The 19153-nt window shown below is 50.1% G+C and carries 17 protein-coding genes and 1 tRNA gene; 11 read left to right on the top strand and 7 right to left on the bottom strand.

Annotated features, from left to right (window positions below):
• Positions 1 to 58 precede the first annotated feature (58 nt).
• Positions 59 to 586 carry a transcription antitermination factor NusB gene (gene nusB, locus Abin_RS11240; RefSeq protein ID WP_048846905.1) on the top strand — a complete coding sequence of 176 codons (528 nt, stop codon included), beginning with the start codon at positions 59 to 61 and terminating at the stop codon, positions 584 to 586.
• Complete coding sequence (gene thiL / locus Abin_RS11235) at positions 549 to 1544, top strand: thiamine-phosphate kinase (RefSeq protein WP_048846903.1); 996 nt, start codon at positions 549 to 551, stop codon at positions 1542 to 1544. The genes nusB and thiL overlap by 38 nt, the downstream gene beginning before the upstream one ends.
• An 80-nt stretch (positions 1545 to 1624) precedes the next feature.
• Here thiL and Abin_RS11230 read toward each other — a convergent pair whose 3' ends face one another.
• Positions 1625 to 2773 carry a hypothetical protein gene (locus Abin_RS11230; RefSeq protein ID WP_048846901.1) on the bottom strand — a complete coding sequence of 383 codons (1149 nt, stop codon included), beginning with the start codon at positions 2771 to 2773 and terminating at the stop codon, positions 1625 to 1627.
• 72 nt (positions 2774 to 2845) lie between these two features.
• Between Abin_RS11230 and Abin_RS11225 the strand changes: the two genes are divergently transcribed.
• Entirely contained in the window at positions 2846 to 3637 is a 792-nt protein-coding gene (locus tag Abin_RS11225; protein WP_255319272.1) for an SDR family NAD(P)-dependent oxidoreductase, read from the top strand.
• 113 nt (positions 3638 to 3750) lie between these two features.
• Here the strand turns inward: Abin_RS11225 and Abin_RS11220 are convergent.
• A tRNA-Cys gene (locus Abin_RS11220) sits at positions 3751 to 3824 on the bottom strand.
• A gap of 54 nt (positions 3825 to 3878) precedes the next feature.
• Here Abin_RS11220 and Abin_RS11215 point away from each other — a divergent pair.
• From Abin_RS11215 to msrA, 5 genes are all read left to right on the top strand, one after another.
• Complete coding sequence (locus Abin_RS11215; protein WP_255319281.1) at positions 3879 to 4685, top strand: protein-L-isoaspartate O-methyltransferase family protein; 807 nt, start codon at positions 3879 to 3881, stop codon at positions 4683 to 4685.
• Positions 4686 to 4803: 118 nt separating this feature from the next.
• The gene (locus tag Abin_RS11210; RefSeq protein WP_048846896.1) at positions 4804 to 6237 is read left to right on the top strand and encodes a TolC family outer membrane protein; all 1434 of its coding nucleotides are present in this window, start codon (positions 4804 to 4806) and stop codon (positions 6235 to 6237) included.
• Between the two features lie 33 nt (positions 6238 to 6270).
• Positions 6271 to 6984 (top strand): DUF2497 domain-containing protein, encoded by a 714-nt coding sequence (locus Abin_RS11205; RefSeq protein WP_048846894.1) that lies wholly within the window; start codon positions 6271 to 6273, stop codon positions 6982 to 6984.
• Positions 6985 to 7134: 150 nt separating this feature from the next.
• Positions 7135 to 9828, top strand: coding sequence for a valine--tRNA ligase (locus tag Abin_RS11200; RefSeq protein WP_048847103.1), 2694 nt, complete (start codon positions 7135 to 7137; stop codon positions 9826 to 9828).
• An 80-nt stretch (positions 9829 to 9908) separates the two neighbouring features.
• Entirely contained in the window at positions 9909 to 10442 is a 534-nt protein-coding gene (gene msrA, locus Abin_RS11195) for a peptide-methionine (S)-S-oxide reductase MsrA (protein ID WP_048846892.1), read from the top strand.
• Positions 10443 to 10451: 9 nt separating this feature from the next.
• Here the strand turns inward: msrA and Abin_RS11190 are convergent, their stop codons facing one another.
• The 5 genes from Abin_RS11190 to Abin_RS11170 are packed head-to-tail and all read right to left on the bottom strand — an operon-like array spanning position 10452 to position 16102.
• Positions 10452 to 11807 (bottom strand): ABC transporter ATP-binding protein, encoded by a 1356-nt coding sequence (locus tag Abin_RS11190; protein ID WP_084593596.1) that lies wholly within the window; start codon positions 11805 to 11807, stop codon positions 10452 to 10454.
• A 13-nt stretch (positions 11808 to 11820) separates the two neighbouring features.
• The gene (locus Abin_RS11185) at positions 11821 to 13581 is read right to left on the bottom strand and encodes an ABC transporter permease (protein ID WP_048846890.1); all 1761 of its coding nucleotides are present in this window, start codon (positions 13579 to 13581) and stop codon (positions 11821 to 11823) included.
• Positions 13578 to 14057, bottom strand: a complete 480-nt coding sequence (gene dut, locus Abin_RS11180) for a dUTP diphosphatase (protein WP_048846888.1) — start codon at positions 14055 to 14057, stop codon at positions 13578 to 13580. Before dut ends, Abin_RS11185 begins: the two co-directional genes overlap by 4 nt.
• 20 nt (positions 14058 to 14077) lie before the next feature.
• Positions 14078 to 15313, bottom strand: a complete 1236-nt coding sequence (gene coaBC / locus Abin_RS11175) for a bifunctional phosphopantothenoylcysteine decarboxylase/phosphopantothenate--cysteine ligase CoaBC (protein WP_048846886.1) — start codon at positions 15311 to 15313, stop codon at positions 14078 to 14080.
• Between the two features lie 6 nt (positions 15314 to 15319).
• Positions 15320 to 16102, bottom strand: coding sequence for a class I SAM-dependent methyltransferase (locus tag Abin_RS11170; RefSeq protein WP_048847098.1), 783 nt, complete (start codon positions 16100 to 16102; stop codon positions 15320 to 15322).
• 29 nt (positions 16103 to 16131) lie between these two features.
• Between Abin_RS11170 and mutM the strand changes: the two genes are divergently transcribed.
• The 3 genes from mutM to dnaA all read left to right on the top strand — a co-directional run bounded on the left by mutM (position 16132) and on the right by dnaA (position 19143).
• Positions 16132 to 16971 (top strand): bifunctional DNA-formamidopyrimidine glycosylase/DNA-(apurinic or apyrimidinic site) lyase, encoded by an 840-nt coding sequence (gene mutM / locus Abin_RS11165; protein WP_048846884.1) that lies wholly within the window; start codon positions 16132 to 16134, stop codon positions 16969 to 16971.
• A 131-nt stretch (positions 16972 to 17102) separates the two neighbouring features.
• Entirely contained in the window at positions 17103 to 17372 is a 270-nt protein-coding gene (rpsT, locus tag Abin_RS11160) for a 30S ribosomal protein S20 (protein ID WP_048846881.1), read from the top strand.
• A 331-nt stretch (positions 17373 to 17703) separates the two neighbouring features.
• Complete coding sequence (gene dnaA, locus Abin_RS11155; RefSeq protein WP_143217146.1) at positions 17704 to 19143, top strand: chromosomal replication initiator protein DnaA; 1440 nt, start codon at positions 17704 to 17706, stop codon at positions 19141 to 19143.
• Positions 19144 to 19153: the final 10 nt, after the last annotated feature.

The following is a 19153-nucleotide window of genomic DNA, read 5'->3' as shown; positions in this document are numbered from 1 at the left end:
CATAAAGAAGTCATGAAACCCCGCTCCCCCAAAAGGGCAAGCTGGAGAGATATTAGGTATGACAGAGCTGCACGACCATTCAGAACTTAAAGGGGCACAGCGTCCGCGTACGGCGGCCCGTGTTGCGGCCGTGCAGGCTCTTTTTCAGATTGAGCAGAATAACGACCGCGCAGAAACTGTTGTGCAGCAGTTTCTTGTGCATCGCTTTGGAACAACCCTGAATAACGACTCTTTCGAAGAAGGTTACGTTCCTGAGGCAGATACCAACCTATTCACCGATATAGTGAAACAGGCTGTATCACGGAACAGTGCCATTCTGGAGCAGCTAGCCGCAACCTTACCCTCCACATGGCCGGTTGCACGGCTAGACCCTGTTTTACGAGCGCTGTTTGCCGCAGCCATTGGGGAAGCGCTTGAAGGCAGTGTCCCTGCAAGCGTTGTTATCAACGAATATATGGATATTGCGCACGGCTTTTTCTCCGGCGAAGAACCAAAGCTGGTGAACGGTGTGCTTGACACCGTTATGAAACGTCTTGCCTCAGCCTCCGATGAAACACCGGTGGAAAAGGGCGACGCAGCTGACTGATCTGCCTGCTGAATTCAAGTTCATCCACCATTATTTTTCAGAGCTTGCCGGGCCAGGCTCACTGGCCCTGACAGATGATGCTGCGGTCTTTATGCCTCCAGCAGGGCGGGAGCTGGTCGTGGCAGCAGACGCGATGGTGGAAAATGTTCATTTTCTACCAAATGATCCGCCCGAGACCATAGGTCGTAAACTTTTACGATGTAATCTTTCAGACCTTGCTGCGATGGGTGCGCGTCCTGAAGGCTGGCTTCTAACGCTTGCCCGCCCGCAAAACCTCGAAGACGAATGGTTCGAGGGGTTCTGCAAAGGCCTTAAAGAGGATCAGAAGCTTTTTTCCCTTAGTCTGTTAGGCGGAGACACCACGTCGACCAAGGGGCCTTTAGTACTCTCTCTGACCATCATAGGGTCAGTTCTGCCTGGGCAGGCTATCACGCGAACTGGCGCTCAGGCAGGAGATGGTCTCTGGGTAACGGGGACGATTGGCGACGGTGCATTAGGCTTAAGGGCGCTGCAAGGGCACCTGTCTGATCCGTCAGGATATCTTAGTGCCCGGTATCGATTGCCACAGCCACGCGTCGGGGCCCCTCTCTACGGGCTGGCATCTGCTGCCATGGATATCTCTGACGGCCTCCTACAAGACGCAGAGCACCTTGCGAGACAAAACGATCTCGGTGTTGAGATTTTTTCAGCAGAGGTTCCTCTCTCTGCCGCAGCCCGCCACTGTGGTCCTCAGTGGCTTGAAACGTGCCTAACAGGGGGAGACGACTATGAACTTCTTTTTTCTGTCCCCCCTGAACATGAAGCCGATCTCGAACACACTGGCTCACTAGGAACGGTGTTAGGGCAGGTTCCGGTCACACGGATTGGTCGATTCCATTCAGATTATAAGGGGGTTCGGGTTCTTCAGGCCGGAGGAACTCCTCTTACTTTCCAGAAAAAAGGATGGAGCCACATTTAATTTTGTCGCTCCTAAAAAGATCTCACAGCCCGTCAAAAAACAAAATCACAGATGAAAAGCAGTTTTTTCTTTCTGCTTCATCAGTTGGAAAGTGTTTTCTCATACATGCGGTGACGCTTGTAGGGATGAGGCACAATTCTTTCAATCAGGTTGCGAATCCCTGTGTTGGTTTCCAAAACCCACCCCAGTTCGATGGTCCGGTACGGCAGAGTATGCCCTCTTTTCATCAGTTCATCGATGAGAAGCGCTGGTACAATTGCGCTAAGAGCCGTACCTGCCAGCTTCTTTTTTACCCCCAACAGAATCACACGTGCTGACTGAAAATCGTGCGTGAGAATGCGAGAGCCTAGTTTGATCCACCCAAGAGGAGAGGGGGCTCCACCTAGATCACCTGAAATATCGAAAATATTGGGAACAACCAAGGCAATCGCCACAGGTTCCCCGTTAAACTCCACCAGAACATATTGTTCAGGTTTAAGAACTGGCTTGAGAGACGCAAGCAGCGATTGCACTTCTGCCTGCGTAATCGGGATATTACCCCAAGTACCTGCCCATGCGTCATTATAAATATCACGAAGAATATCAGCGTCTTCGGCTATATGCTTTTTCCGCAAACCTCTTATTTTTACAGCCCCTAATCGCTGACGCAGATTTGCAGGCACACTATTGGCCTGTTCGGCGACGGGGCTTACTTCCATACTATAGGAGAGAAGGTCCATGGCCTTTGCAAAGCCAGCCTGTTCTATTGCAGGCCCCAGTGTTTCAGGATGCCATCCGGTTCCGATCATGGGGGCTTCCATCTGCCCCTCAATCATCGTGCCTGATTCGCCGTGTGGATTAAGGGTCCAAGGCCCACGGATACGTTCTATGCCCTGTGACCGGAGCCATGTTTCTGCAGCGTCCAGCAGTGGCTTCACGCATTGGGTGTCGAGTGCATCTAAAGCACCGAAAAAGCCCGTACGGGGACCATCTTGCTCTAGTGCAAGACTATCAACCTGCGCAGAGATTCGACCAATAGGCTTGCCATTACGCCACGCCAGAAAATAACAGGCTTTTCCGTGATCAAAAAAACGTGACCGCTTCGGATGAAGCATATTCTTCTGCTCCATATCCAATGGAGGAACATAGCTGGGAAGATTGCTATACAGAAGCCGGGGAAGGCGGATAAATAGCGCAAGCTGACGTGCACCCGAAACCGGGGATACGACAATCTGGTCAGAGTTAGTCATCGGTGCTCCATAAACTGCGCCTTCAAACCGGATGGTGATGCATCATTCCGACCAAATGGAAAAGGGGGAAGTGTGAACGAGGTCTCTATCGGCAGGTCAGAACTCCGTTCGATTCTAATTACAGGTGCCACAGGCGGAATCGGAGCAGAACTTGCCAAACGCTACGCAAAACCTGGTCGCATCCTCATATTGTGGGGTCGAAATACCGAGCGCTTGCAACAACTCTCAACCTTCTGCTGTTCAAAGGGAGCCATTGTGCTGCCACGCCAGATTGACTTGACAGACGGCGAGGCTGCACTGGCTGCGTTCCATGAAGATGATACCCAATATCCCCTTGATCTCATTATTTTGGGCGCAGGGCTATCAGACATCCAGCCTGAAGGATGCGCTACAGAACGACCGGAAAGCGCTTTGAAGCTTGCGCAGGTCAATTATGCCACGCCAGTAGCACTCGCCACGGCTGCAGCAGAGCGGATGATTCCGCGCGAACACGGTAAAATCAGCTTTATCGGGTCTGTGGCAGGATATTATGAACTCCCATTTGCGCCATCCTACAGTAGCTCGAAAGCAGGTCTCGCCCGCTTTGCCGAGGCGGCACGACTTGGATGGGGCCCAAAAAATATTCAGGTAACGCTGATAGCACCAGGCTTTGTTGATACACCTATGAGTCAACGCCTGGAAGGAGATCGTCCATTTCTTGTTCCGGCTGAGAAGGCGGCCCGACTGATAATGACCGCTATCGCGAAGAACAAACGGGAATATATTTTTCCTTGGCCATTCCGCGCTCTTCGTGTCTGGGAAAGACTACTCCCACGCATCGCGAGAGAAGCTATCTTGAGCAAAATCGACGCAAAACAAAAATAGCAATCAGAAAGCAGTGATTTAAGCATACATCTTAAGTCACTGCTTTCTGAAATTTTCATTACAGAATAGGTTAGCGTCAAAAGACACTGTAAAGATTTAATTTTTAGGAGATTTGGAGGTCCGGGCGGGAATCGAACCCACGTACGCGGATTTGCAGTCCGCTACATCACCATTCTGCCACCGGACCGGTGGGATGAGCAGCTTATGCCGTCTCTTTAGGGGTTGGTCAAGACGTTGTGTGATGTGTCTTGCACCTAATTCTGGCAAAAGCGGCAAAGGCAGTATGAAGCTACTTTTACAACGGCTCGGAACGAAGGCAGGCTTGGAGAATATGAATTTAGAACAGTTGAATTCTGACCTTTTGGATCGCCGGAATGCTTACCAAGAGACCGACCTGCGACAAGCACGCAATTACATGGTTGATGATCAGCTTCGCCCTTCCGAAATCACAGACCCGCAACTTTTACAGATTATGCGCACCCTTCCTAGGGAAGAATGTATTCCTTTAAATCAACGCTCTACAGCCTATGCCGACATCACCATCCCACTTGGTGATAACCGGTTTTTGCCGCAGCCACTCTTGACTGCTCGGATCATACAAGCATGCCTGCCGGTGCTATCAAAAAAAATATTGGTTGTAGGGGCCGCTACCGGTTATTCAGCAGCCATCTTTCAACAGCTTGGTGCTCAAGTGGTTGCCTTGGAAAACAATAGTCGCATTTCCAAAATGGGTAAGTCGTTCTGTTCACGCCATGCCCCATTAGTAAAATGGCTAGAGAATGATTTAAACGATGGAGCAGAAAGTTCAGCTCCTTTTGATCTGATTTATTTTGAAGGTGGGATTAATCAAATTCCCAATTTCTGTATCCATCAATTAAGCAAAAATGGACAGCTTGCAGGTGTAATGACAATACAAGCGTCAACAGGGAAAGCTTTTCTGGCCACCCTTGATCTTAATAATATTGATGTGTTTTCTATATTAAATTTGTTTGATTGCTCACTACCTTTATTGCCGAATTTCGAACAAATTAATGATTTCAAACTTTAATTTTTTCAGCAAACCTGTTTCGTATTTCCTTAACGTGAATAATGATAGAAATAGACAGCACATCGTGCCATGTAGTGCATGGTTAAAAAACGATGCGTAATTTGAGTAGGAGACGCACATGAAGCGTATTTGCGGCGTGAGCATAGGACTGACAGCCCTGCTATGCAGTTCTACAGCTTGGGCTCAGAAATATGACGGCAGTGGATCTCCGACTTTTATACCGCATACCCTGCAAGAGGCTCTGGCGTCTGCATATCTGACCAATCCCACTTTACAGCAGGCTCGGGCCACGCTGAGAGCAACGGACGAGCAAGTGCCTACAGCCTTGGCTGGCTGGCGCCCCACTGTAACAGGGAACGTAGGCCTTAGTTACTATAAGGGGGTTAATGATTATCAGGGCACTGCTGACCAACCTGGCTATCTTAGAAAATATGATACACCCGGTTACACTGCGGGTGTAACTATTAACCAGCCCCTTTATACAGGGGGGAAAACAACTGCCTCAACTCACCAAGCTGTCAATAAGGTGATGGCAGCCCGCGCAAACCTGATCTCTGTTGAGCAGCAAGTTTTCAAGAATGTGGTGAACGCCTACGTCAGCGTGATTGAGGATGAACAACTCCTACAGTTGAACATTAATAACGAACGCGTTCTGCAGCAGCAGTTGCGCGCTACCAATGAACGTTTCCGGGTAGGCGAAATCACGCGTACAGACGTTGCTCAGGCAGAATCAGCTTACGCCACGGCGAAGGCCGCAAGACAGCAGTCTGAAGGGACATTGCAGACGGCACAGGCTACCTACATGCAAATTGTGGGCATGGCCCCACCACCAAATCTTGTTCCGCCGCAACCTCTTGTTCTTCCTGTTAAAAACGAACAAACTGCTGCAGCTATGGCTGTTCGAAATAACCCTGACGTCATTAACGCCCTATTTACTGAGTCCTCGCAAAAAGATGCTGTATCGGTAGCAATTGCAGCCATCATGCCAAAAATTTCTGCGACAGCCGCCTATACCCGGCAAATCAACCAGAGCCTAAATCACCAGATCGACGAAAATAAATATGCAATGTTGAACTTCAACATTCCCGTTTATCAGGGCGGCTCTGAATATGCAGCGGTAAGGCAAGCCAAGCAGCAAGTCCAAGTTGCCCACCGGCAGGTTGATATTCAACGACGCACAGCCGCGCAGGACGCGGTTTCAAACTGGCAGAAGTTGGTTTCCTATCAAGCCGCAATATCCAGCAATCGCGCTGCTATCAGAGCAGGCACCATCGCGCTGGATGGGGTTGAGCGACAAGCAATTGTAGGTACCAGCACGACTCTAGAAGTCCTGCAGCAGCAAGAGACGTTACTCCAGGCTCAAGTTGCGCTTGTTCAAAGCCTTAGTAACATGGTTCTGGCATCCTACAACGTGGCATCGGCTGTAGGGCGGCTGACGGCTGCTGATCTCAAACTTAATGTTCCCCTTTATGACGACAAAGCTTATTATCAGGCTGTGAAAGACCGGCTATGGGGTATAAACGATTACGCGACCAATCAACCGGGTCGATAATTTTTTGACGCTGTTTTTACAGGAATTTTCTTGATGGCATCATCTCAAAGCCCTGACGGTAGCGATCGATCAGTTGCCGATGTGCTGTCTTCAATCAGGCAGATTCTACAAAATGAGCAACCGGCTTCATCACTGCCCGATAAAAAGAAACATACGACTGAGCCAGACGCCCCTGAAGAAGATGATGCGGTTTTAGTTCTCTCTCCTGCAATGATGGACACCGCATCATCGCAGGAAAGTCAGAAAATATCGTTTGCTATTACAGACGATAAAACTCGGGCTGGACAGCAAGCCGGTTCAGGGTCAATAAATCATGAGCATGACAGTCATGCAGATGGCCTGGATGGAACCGCAGGTGTTGATGGGGGCAGGGGCTTGTCGTCCCTCTCTTTGTCAGAACATGCCGATGACAACGAGGTTCTGTCTGTTACTGACCTCAGACAAATTGAACTGATTGAAAAGGCTCAAAACATGTCCGGTTCCCTGCCTATCCCGCTGAATGACGAGACAATCTCCGACACCGGAAATTCATTTGCCGTTCTGCAGAAAACCCTTCAGGAAAAATACCTGAGAGAGCATGAGGAGAGAAAAGTGGCTATCACACATGAAGGTTCTCTGACCGTTGAAGATATTGTGCGTCAGGAAGTCCGCGTTTTCCTGAAAAAATGGCTGGATGCGAACCTTGCCAGCATTGTGCAGGCGTCTGTCCGTAAGGAAGTTGAGCGGCTTACACAACGCGGCCTTTAAGCCTCTCATCTTTTCCTTCCTGATTATCCTGGTAGTTGGGAAGGAGAGAGTGATCCTGTATTTCCTGCATGCAAGGCAGGGTTGTTCGACTCTGCTGGGGCGGGGGCATAGCATGCCTTCCGCCTTTTTTACGTTATCTGGTTGGATATGATGCTGAATAAGACTTTTGAACCTGCTGAAACTGAAAAGCGCCTTTATGCCCTGTGGGAAAGCCAGCGCGCTTTTTCAGCTCAGCCTGAAAGTGGGAAAAAACCTTTCACCATCATGATCCCGCCGCCTAACGTAACCGGTACGCTTCATATGGGTCATGCATTGACCATGACGCTGCAGGACACCTTAGTACGTTGGAAAAGAATGCTCGGTTTCGACACTCTTTGGCAACCCGGTACTGACCATGCTGGCATCGCTACGCAAATGGTTGTGGAACGTGCTCTGACCAAAGAGAACGTAACACGGCAGGAACTAGGCCGAGACGCATTTACAAAACGGGTCTGGCAATGGAAAGAAGAGTCAGGTGGTGAAATTACCCGTCAGTTGCGTCGCTTGGGCGCCTCCCTTGACTGGCCGCGTGAGCGTTTCACTATGGATGAAGGGCTTTCAAAGGCTGTAAGGGAAGTCTTTGTAACCCTTTATCAAGAAGGCTTGATCTATCGTGATCGCCGCTTGGTAAACTGGGATCCTGTTTTCAGATCGGCCATTTCCGACCTTGAAGTTGAAAGTAAAGATGTATCAGGCAGCCTGTGGTATATTCGTTATCCTATAGATGGGATGGATGACGCCAGCATTACGGTTGCCACTACGCGTCCAGAAACAATGCTGGGGGACGTTGCCGTCGCGGTAAATCCGGATGACGAGCGTTATTCGAGGCTTATTGGTAAATCAGTTCGTCTTCCTCTGACAGGCCGCCTGATTCCTATTGTTGCAGACTCTTATTCAGACCCAGAAAAAGGCACTGGTGCAGTTAAAATCACTCCTGCACACGACTTTAACGATTTTGAAGTTGGCCGCAGACATAACTTACCAATGCTGTCCGTGCTTGATGAAGAAGCCCGCATTACATTGGACGACGTTCAAGGGGAACTTGTCGCCGTTGAAGGGGTGGCTTATCCAGAATTTGTGAAGTCCCTTGGCGGCCTGTCACGCGAAGATGCTCGGAAAGCAGTTGTTTCCGAACTCGAAGCCCTCGGATATCTGGAAAAAATAGAACCTCATCGCCATCAGGTACCTCATGCTGAACGTGGGGGAGCTGTCATTGAACCTCGGCTTACAACGCAATGGTATTGTGATGCAGGGAAACTGGCAGGCCCAGCGGTGGAAGCTGTCACCAGCGGTAAAATAACGTTTGTTCCCAAGCAGTGGGAAAATACGTTTTTTGCATGGATGCGAGATATTCAACCGTGGTGCATTTCCCGCCAGTTATGGTGGGGGCACCGCATTCCTGCGTGGTATGGGCCCGATGGTCATGTGTTTGTTGCGCACGATGAAGAAGACGCTCAACAACAGGCCGAAAAACATTACGGGAAGCTGGAACAACTCACTCAAGACGAAGACGTTCTTGATACGTGGTTTTCATCTGGCCTGTGGCCATTCTCAACGTTGGGATGGCCAGACAAAACACCAGAGCTTGACCGATACTATCCCACCGATGTGCTGGTCACAGGGTTTGATATCATTTTTTTCTGGGTTGCCCGGATGGTTATGATGGGCCAGCATTTCATGAAAGATGTGCCGTTTCGGCATGTTTTCATTCATGGATTGGTCCGCGATGAACGTGGACAGAAAATGTCCAAGAGCAAAGGAAATGGTATTGATCCGCTTGAACTGATTGATGCCTATGGGGCGGACGCTATGCGTTTCACCATTTGCGCACTGACAGGGATTGGAAGAGACGTCAAACTCGGCCGTAAAAAGGTTGAAGACTACCGGGCATTCGTTACGAAAATCTGGAATGCTGCACGTTTTTGCGAAATGAACGGTGTAAAAGCCCAGCAAGATTTTGACCCAACAACCGTGAAATCAGCCTTGGGCCGATGGATTATTGGGGAAGCGTCTGTCGCTATTCAGGAAGCAACGAACGCGTTAGAAGTTTACCGTTTCGACGATTATGCACTGACTTGCTATCGGTTTGTGTGGAATCGCTTCTGTGACTGGTTCTTGGAATTCGCCAAACCCGTATTCGCTTCAAGCAATACCGAAGAATCTGCGGAAATCCGTGGGGTGGCGGCCTATATTCTAGGTGTCATTCTACGGCTCTTGCAGCCTGTCATGCCGTTTGTGACGGATGATCTGTGGCATGCTTTTGGCTATGGACCGGAAGGAAGCCTGATTAACGAAACATGGCCTACCCCCGTTAACCTGGCTGACGCATCTTCTGCACGTTCTGAATGTGATCAGATTATTCGTTTGATTTCGGAAATTCGGGCAGTTCGTTCAGAAATGAACGTACCACCTTCACAAATGGCTCCCGTTTTTCTGAAAGATGCTACGCCTGAAACAGTTGCTCGTGCGGAAAATTGGAAAGAGGCAATCGGCCGAATGGCGCGTGTGTCTCATATTGCTGCACTAGAAGGGGATGTTCCTCGCGGTTCCGCGCAGGTTGTGGTTGATGAGGCAACTGTCATTATTCCGCTTGAAGGTTTGATTGACATTCAAGCAGAACAGGATCGCCTGAAAAAAGACTTAGCAAAAGCAGAAGATGAGGTAAGCAAGACAGAGAAAAAACTGTCGAACGAAAACTTTGTTGCCCGCGCAAAACCAGAAATCGTGCAAGAGATGCATGAGCGCCTGACGGCACAGCAAGGGGAATGTCAGCGATTGAAAGCAGCTCTTGCCCGGATAGGCTAAAAAATTATTTTGCCGGAGTAGCGTAAGTTTGCTCCGGCCAACCACGCAGCAAGAGATTTTAACCTTTCAGGAGAAGAAAAATGTCCGAAGTTGCAGTCATTGGTGGCGGATGCTTCTGGTGCGTGGAGGCAGCCTTAAAAGGCATGAAGGGAATCCTGTCCATGGTCCCAGGATATGCCGGTGGCCATACAGAAAACCCGACTTACAAACAGGTTTGCTCAGGTGATACGGGTCATGCCGAGGTTGTTCAGATCACTTTCGACCCTACTGTAATAAGCTATCAGGATCTTCTCAGAATTTTCTTTACCTTGCATGATCCAACAACACTCAATCGGCAAGGCAATGACGTTGGAACACAATATCGTTCTGTCATTTTTTACGAGAATGGGCAGCAAAAAACAGCCGCTCTTCAGGTAAAGTCAGAAATCGAAACTGCCAATATATGGGATGGAAAATTAGTTACTGAAATTGCTCCGCTATCAGCATTTTGGTCAGCAGAGCAAATGCATCATAACTATTATGAGCTTAACCCCAATACGGGTTACTGCACTGCTGTCATTGCACCAAAAGTTGCAAAAATGCGTAAGCTTTTCTCCGATCGTTATGCAGCGTAGAAATTCGCTTTATTCTGCATTATCTTCTTCAAGATAGAAGCGATCTCCTTCTTCATCAAAGTCGAACAGTTCAGCAAAACGGGCCCATCCAACGACTGTCTGAAGCGTTTGACGTGCATAATCGGGGGACATAGTTGCCCCCATTTCATCACGAAATCGTTCGGCTGACGTACTATGAGTCGGGCGCTCGTCCAGCACATTCCGGATCATTTTGACCAAAGGCACATTATGGATGAGCGCATGCCCCATAATCGCCTTACGCTCATCCATGTCACTTAATACGAAATGCACACCTTCATTGGTTAGAATGATGTCCCCATCTTCTAGCTCAGCCAGCCGCAAAAGCTCCAATGACTCTCCCAGTGGGAAGAGATCATCTAACTCAAGCTGCAATTTTTCAGCCAACATAGGCAGATCTGCGCGCCCATTTAATGGCGGCGCAGCAAGTGCTTCCATCATGCCAATCATCATGGTGATGGAAACCGAGGGAAGCGCCATAAAAGCTGGTGTGCCGGAATTAGACTGTTTCACACCAATTGCCATATCTGCTTCAGAAACTATCGGAGCCCTCTGCGTCATAAGGGCGTAGATTTGATCCACAAACTGACGGAAGGCTAAATCTTCACGATTGCGCGGATGAGCGAACGGTACGGTCAGGTTATGGGCTATACGGCCCGGATTAGAAGAAAAAATCATGATTCGATCGCAGATCAAGACGGCTTCTTCAATATTATGCGTCACCACCAGCATACCCTGAACAGGTAGCTTCTTTTCTGACCACAACTCAACCAAATCAGTGCGTAGATTTTCAGCGGTCAGTACATCCAAAGCAGAAAACGGTTCATCCATTAACAAAAGATCAGGTTGTACAACTAGGGCTCGGGCCAACCCGACGCGCTGTTGCATACCGCCTGACAGTTCTTTCGGCCACGCGTTTTCGTACCCCCCCAAACCAATCAGGTTGATCGCATTTTCTACTAGACGATCACGTTCCTGACCCTGAATACCTTTAGCATCCAATCCCAGAGCCACATTTTCTTCAACGGTCATCCATGGGAAAAGAGCGAAAGACTGAAAGACCATGGCAATGCCGGATTGTGGCCCTTCAATAGGGTGATCTTTCCACACGACTTCGCCAGATGTTGGCGACAATAAGCCCGCCAGAATGCGAAGTAATGTCGATTTTCCCGACCCGGAACGACCAAGCAGCCCAACAATTTCGCCTGCATGAATGGAGAAATTAACGTCATCCAGAACTTGTAGATCGACAGCGCTGTCCTTGTGATAGGCTTGGGACACATGCCGCGCTTCGACCAGAACAGGCCTACGCAGTGCGTTCTGAAATTCAGGAGAGGGTAAAGTCATATGACAGATCCTGTCAGCTAAATTTCAGACGCCGATAAGCGTAATCGGATAACGGACGCCATACGAAAATGTTCATAAATATGACAATCATGGACATCATCACAACACCTAACGCCACCTGACTGGTCGAGCCATCTATGGTAGCTTGCGCAATATAAGCGCCTAGTCCATGGGCTCTTAACGTTACACTTCCCCACTGCACCATTTCTGATGCAATGGAGGCATTCCATGCTCCACCCGAGGCGGCCAGTAACCCTGTTAGGTAGTAGGGAACCAGACCCGGCAAAATGATTTTCCGCCACCACAAAAAGCCGCGCACGTTGAAATTACGCCCAACCTCAAGCAGCGCACCGGGAAATAAAGACGCACCATTGATGATGTTAAATAAAATATACCACTGAGCGCCCAATATCATGAGGGGTGTAAGCCAGATATCAGGTACAAGCTGGAAATGTACAATTCCCCAGACAAATATTGGATAGAAAAGATTAGCAGGAAACGCAGCACAATATTGAACAATTAACTGCGCCCGACGCGCACGAGACGGATTCAAGCCTAACCAGATGCCGACTGGCACCCATAGTATTGAGGCAAGCACTAGCATGCTAATCACGCGCAGAAGCGTCATACCCCCTAGCAGGCCGACCTGTAAAAGCTGGTGGAATGTGTAAGAGGTAGCCGCATACATTACTGCCTGTTCGAGTGCCGCAATAAAACAAAGCGCTGCGAAACCGCGCCATACCCACATTCGTGTTTTCGACTGCTTACCAGAGTGTCCAACTCGCAATGGAGCAAAACGTCGTCCTAAAGGCAAAGAGGCAAACTTGCGAGCACCACGCAAAACACTCTCACTAATAATATTGAGAAAGCGTGTATGCCGTAAAAGCCTGAGAACCCACGGTTCAGGTGCCCCTTCAGATAGTTCGGAGGCCTCCAGCCGAAAACGAGCAGACCACGCGACTAAAGGACGGAAAAGGATCTGATCGTAAGCAAGAATAACCACCAGCATTGCAGCCACCGCTGCCATTATCGCTGTTATATTTTGCTCACTGATCGCAACACCTACATAAGATCCTATGCCCGGCAGCATAATACGGGTGTGACCAACGGTAATTGCCTCAGAATAGACAACCATGAACCAACCGCTTGACATGGATATCATCGAATTCCAGACAAGAGAGGGAATGGCACATGGGACTTCCAGTCTCCAGAACTTCTGCCAACCGGTCAAACCATAGCACTGCGCCGCTTCTTCCAACTCGGTTGGAACGCTTCTTAAGCCTTGAAACATGCCAAAAGCCATGTTCCAGGCCTGACTGGTAAAAATTGTGAAAATCGCAGCGAGTTCAGCACCCAGAACTCGTCCCGGAAACAACCCCAGGAAAAATGTGACTGTAAAAGCCAGAAATCCGAGAATTGGAACAGATTGCAAGACATCCAGCAAAGGGATCAAAATCTGCCCTGCCAGACGATTTTTTGCCGCTAATGTCGCATAACAGAACGTGAAAGCGAGGGCTGCGACTAAAGCCGCAAACATGCGCAATGTCGTCCGAAATGCGTACCCTGGAAGATTGAATAAATCCAAATTAAGAGGCGCAACATTATTGGGCGCAGAAAGGGGAGTAAGCATGTGCCCCAAACTATTGCCGACCAGAACAGCCACACCGACGACACACACCAGTAAAAATGCATCAACCCCATTAAACTGTCGTAAAGGGAGCGCATAAGAAGATGCCTGTGGCCTAAAGGGGACTTCTGGTCGGCCCGATGTCATGGCAGGCCGGTACCTGTGCTACCAAAACCGCCGGTTCCGCGCTCGGTTTCGTCCAGTTCGTCACACTCATCCCACGACACACGCTCAACCGGGGCAACAACGGCCTGCGCAATACGCATACCCCGCGTGATGACAAACGGCTGATCGCCTGCATTCAGCATGATGACCCCGACCTCCCCACGATAATCTTCGTCGATGGTACCGGGAGAATTCGGCAGAATAATACCATTTTTAAATGCCAGACCAGAACGAGGCCGCACCTGTAATTCATAACCAGGTGGCAATGCTATACGTAAACCGGTTGGCACCAAAGCACGACCACCAGGATGAAGAGTTAACGACTCTTGAACCGCCGCAATCAGATCCATTCCGGCCGCTCCCGCAGTCGCATAGCTGGGCAGCGGCAAATCCTGAGCATGAGCAAGCCGCTGTACCCGCACTGTCAGGCCGGAAGACCGGGGGTCAGATACGGGCATCTACTACTCCATTCATTTTTCTAATACTCTGTCTTGCTAGAAAACCAGTCTGCAATGGTCATGGCAAGCCTACGGGCGACATCCTCTTTCGTCAGACGCGGCCAATGCTCGCTGCTATCAGACGTTATAAGAATGACCTGATTTTCGTGCCCGCCCATAACATTTGCTGCTGGGCTGACATCATTCGCGACAATCCAGTCGCATCCTTTTCGAAGACGCTTGGCCCGCGCGTAATCTTCAACATTTTCCGTCTCGGCTGCAAATCCGACTACCAGAGTTGGCCTGCTGGAGCCGGAACTAGAGATCTCTGCCAGGATATCTGGGTTCGCAACAAGGGGGAGGGGAGCAGGGGCATCATTTCGCTCCTTCTTTTTCATTTTTTGGCCAGCTTCCGTGGCTGGTCGCCAATCCGCGACTGCTGCAGTGCAAATCGCGGCATCCAGATTTTCAAGACGACTCACCGCAGCCTGCATTTCACGAGCCGTTTCACACCGGATTATCGTCACACCCGCCGGCGAACGAAGGTCTGTTGGGCCTGTAACCAGAGTGACGGAAGCCCCCAAGTCTGCAAGCGCCTCTGCGATGGCATAGCCCTGCCGACCAGAAGAACGGTTGGCCAGATATCGAACTGGGTCTAAGGGCTCATGCGTCGGCCCTGCGGTCACGACAATACGCTTGAACGCAAGAGCACCCTCGTTCTGCTGTTTATGACGGAAGAAACTGACAACAGCATCACGCACGTCCACAGGTTCTGCCATGCGACCCGGACCAAACTCCCCACAGGCCATCGCGCCTTCAACAGGTGCCACAAGATTGACACCACGTTGAGTGAGCACATCAACATTCGACTGTGTTGCTGGATGTTGCCACATGCGCACGTTCATGGCCGGTGCGATCATAACCGGAGCATCGGTCGCTAATAGAACGGTACTTGCTAAATCATCTGCTATTCCGGCTGCCATTTTCGCCAGAAGATTGGCTGAGGCTGGACAAACGAGAATCAGATCAGCCGATCGCGAAAGGGCAATATGCCCCATTTCCTGTTCATCAGTCAGAGAGAACAGGTCAGTGTGCACAGGTTTAGCAGATAATGCCTGAAGCGTCAGAGGGGTGACAAACTCACTCCCTCCTTTAGTCAAAAGACATCTGACATCTATATGGTCAGATAGAAGCAACCGAATCAGTTCCGGCACCTTAAAGGCAGCAATGCTCCCGCTGACAATCAGGAGAACGGATCGACGAGGTTGCTCGGACATAAGCTGTTACAGACGCCAGCCGGAATGAATGGCCGCTATTCCGCCAGAAAGCGACTGATACCGCACATGAGACAGGCCTGCCTCACGGAACATGTCGGCCAAGGTTTCCTGATCTGGAAACATACGGATGCTTTCTGCCAGATACTGATAGCTATCACGGTCTTTCGCAACCAGATTGCCCATTGCTGGCAGCACCTTGAAAGACCATGCATCGTAAATTGGGGCGAGCGCTGCGACCTGAACTCGCGAGAATTCCAGACACATAAAACGGCCTCCCGGCCGTAGAACGCGCTTAGCTTCACGAATAACCGCTAACTTATCTGTGCAGTTCCGCAAGCCAAAGGCGATGGATACGCGATCAACCGACATGTCTTTCAATGGAATAGCTTCCGCATCAACCACACAAAAGGATAGGTCAGACACAAATCCCCGGCTTACAGCTCGGTCACGTCCGACCGAAAGCATGCTGGCATTGATATCTGTCATGATAGCAGGGCCACCGCCGCCATTGAGCCACCCGAATGTGATATCCCCCGTGCCGCCAGCCAGATCAAGCAGAGACAGACCGGGTTGAGGACCCAGTTCAGTCACGAAAATACGTTTCCAGACACGATGAATGCCGAGAGACATAATGTCGTTCATGACATCATATTTTCCTGCGACGCTATCAAACACCGCACGGACAAGAGGTTTCTTTTCTTCCTTCCGAACGGAGCGGAAGCCGAAATCAGTTTCTTCTGCCTGCGATGCGGAAGAAACACGGGAGGGCGCAAAGCTATTGTCGGTCATGGACATACCCTATACCCTGCTTTTTACTCATGCCGGAACTCCCAGAAGTAGAAACCGTGATGCGTGGAATGCAGATTGCTCTGCAAGGCCACATAATTCAGAACGTCATCGTGCGCAGGGACGATTTGCGATGGCGGATTCCTGCCGATTTTTCACAATCGGTCTCAGGCAGACGCGTCATCGGGTTTCGTCGTCGGGGAAAATATATTCTCATTCGCTTATCGGGAGATCGAACGATTGTCCTTCATCTTGGGATGTCTGGACGCATCGTACTCGATTCTGCGGCGATGGCCGCACCGCATGAGCATGTCGTTTTCGTAACCGAGGACGGGAAACGATGTGCTTTCATCGACCCCAGACGCTTTGGCATGATCGATTTGGTAGAGACAGAGCAGGAAGAGTCCTATCGGCTACTAAAGGGGATGGGACCAGAACCCTTGGAGCCTGCTTTTTCCTCCACCACACTGGAAAAGGCATTTGCTAAAAAATCCGCTTCTATAAAAACGGTGCTCCTTGACCAGAAAGTGGTTGCTGGTCTTGGCAATATCTATGTGTGCGAAGCACTATATCGTGCCGGCATCCATCCTGAGCGCGAAGCGGGATCTCTAAAAAAGCAGCAGATCAAGCTGTTAACCAAAGCCATTCAGACTGTCCTGGAAGAAGCCATTGCGGCTGGCGGTTCAAGCCTTAAAGATTATGTAAGGCCAGAAGGAGGTCTTGGTTACTTTCAACATGCCTGGCGCGTATATGGCCGCAAAGGCTTACCATGCCCCGACTGCCCAAAACACCCAGGGTGCACTGGGGTGGAGCAGATTACACAGGCCGGGCGCTCAACCTTTTTCTGCCCAATACGGCAGAAAATTGCTTAATTTTCAGGCTGGCATTCAGGAAGATACTTGACTGCACACACTGCTGTGGATTACAGCACCGCTACTCTTTTGGCCGACGTGGCATTACGCCGCGACGCCGCTCATTTTTTGTGCTGGACAGAATAGAACTCATGGCGAATATCGCTTCAGCGCGTAAGCGCATCCGGCAGACCGCTAAGCGGACTGCTCGTAACACTGCTCGCAAGTCTCGTATGCGCACCTTCATCAAGAAGGTTGAAACCGCAATCGCTTCTGGCAATCAGGAAGAAGCACGTGCCGCCCTTCGTGCAGCACAGCCAGAAATCCAGCGTGCTGCAACCAAAGGTGTTATCCACCACAATACGGTTGCTCGTAAGATTTCTCGCCTTTCTGCCCGCGTAAAAGCTCTGGCTAGCGCCTGAGTTCTGGAGGCCGTGTAAACGGCTGCCTTAATTTACGTTCAAACAAAGCCGAATCATCGGATAGATGATTCGGCTTTGTTTTTTATGGCATTCAGTTGGCACTGCGGATGCGATGAAAAATGACGATAATTTTTCGTTGCCCGCCCGCCGCCACTGCATTATTTCTGGCAGATAGTCTCAAGGCAGAAACAACCTGCAGTTATTCGGTACTGTTGCCATTCATGGCGGCTATGAGATTTGCCGGAAAAGGCCGCCTGGTTTTCGCACAAGCGGAACCGTTATCGTAAATCATGCATAGGAAACTGTGCGTTATGACCGCTCGGGAGCATAGATGACAATCGGAGTGGACGATGATGAAAGCGCCTTCTCACATCTGGACGACAGCAAGGCTACCGAGGAATCGTGGTTACGCATTTGTTCAAAGCTTAAGGGAGAAGTTGGTGAGGTCGAGTATCGTACTTGGCTGACCAAAATTGCTCTTGGCCCGGTAGATGGCGACGAAATCACTCTGCTTCTGCCTACCCGTTTTCTGCGGGATTGGGTCCGCAGTCAGTATGGTGACCGCCTGAGCGAATTATGGAACCAGGAGGTCTCATCCATTCGGCGCGTTGAGCTTCAGGTTGCCCGTCCCGGCGACCCAACAGCCCCAACCGCGCTACTGCTTGAAGAAAATCCCACACCAGCAACAGCGAACACTCCTTCAGAACCTGAAGATACTGGCCGCACCACTCCTGAGGTCAAAAGCGATATTGTCGCGTCCCTTGATACGCGTTTCACGTTTGATACTTTTGTGGTCGGGAAACCAAACGAATTTGCCTATGCATGCGCCCGACGCGTTGCGGAAAAGCCATCAAGCGTGGGGTTCAACCCACTGTTTCTCTATGGCGGTGTTGGATTGGGTAAAACACACCTGATGCATGCAATCGGAGCCGAATTGCTTCAGCGAGGCAATGTTTCTGTTGCCTATATGTCTGCTGAAAAGTTCATGTACCGCTTTATTGCAGCCATTCGTTCCCAGTCGACGATGGAATTCAAGGAGCAACTTCGCTCGGTTGATGTGTTGATGATTGACGATCTGCAATTCCTGATCGGCAAAGACAACACGCAGGAAGAATTCTTCCATACCTTCAATGCTCTGGTTGATGCAGGACGCCAGATTGTTGTCTCGGCGGATAAATCGCCTTCTGATTTATCTGGCCTTGAAGACAGGCTACGCACGCGCCTTGGGTGCGGTATGGTTGCTGATATTCACGCCACAACTTTTGAACTGCGTATCTCCATTTTGGAAGCAAAAGCAGCTGCATCTGGCGTTGTCGTGCCTGCAAAGGTACTGGAATTTCTGGCTCATAAAATCACGTCTAACGTCCGTGAGCTTGAAGGCGCACTGAATAGGCTGATTGCTCATGCGAATTTGTTTGGGCGGCCTGTTACCTTGGAAGCCACCCAAGATGTCCTTCATGACATTCTGAAAGCACACGACCGGCGCGTCACGATTGAAGAAATTCAGAAAAAAGTGGCAGAACACTGGAATATCCGACTGACGGATATGTCTTCTGCCCGCCGCGCACGTGCCGTTGCTCGCCCTCGGCAGGTTGCCATGTATCTGGCCAAACAGCTTACAAGTCGCTCCCTACCTGAAATCGGACGCAAATTTGGCAACCGTGACCACACAACAGTAATGCATGCTGTCTCTCGTGTAGCGGAACTGATGGAGCGAGATGCGGCATTTGCAGAAGACGTGGAACTGATGCGCCGGATGCTGGAAAGCTGATTGTCCAATA

This window comes from Acetobacter indonesiensis (assembly GCF_000963945.1).
Taxonomy (GTDB): Bacteria; Pseudomonadota; Alphaproteobacteria; order Acetobacterales; family Acetobacteraceae; genus Acetobacter; species Acetobacter indonesiensis.
Note: the sequence above shows the minus strand (reverse complement) of the source record. Positions and strands in the feature narration are given on the sequence as shown.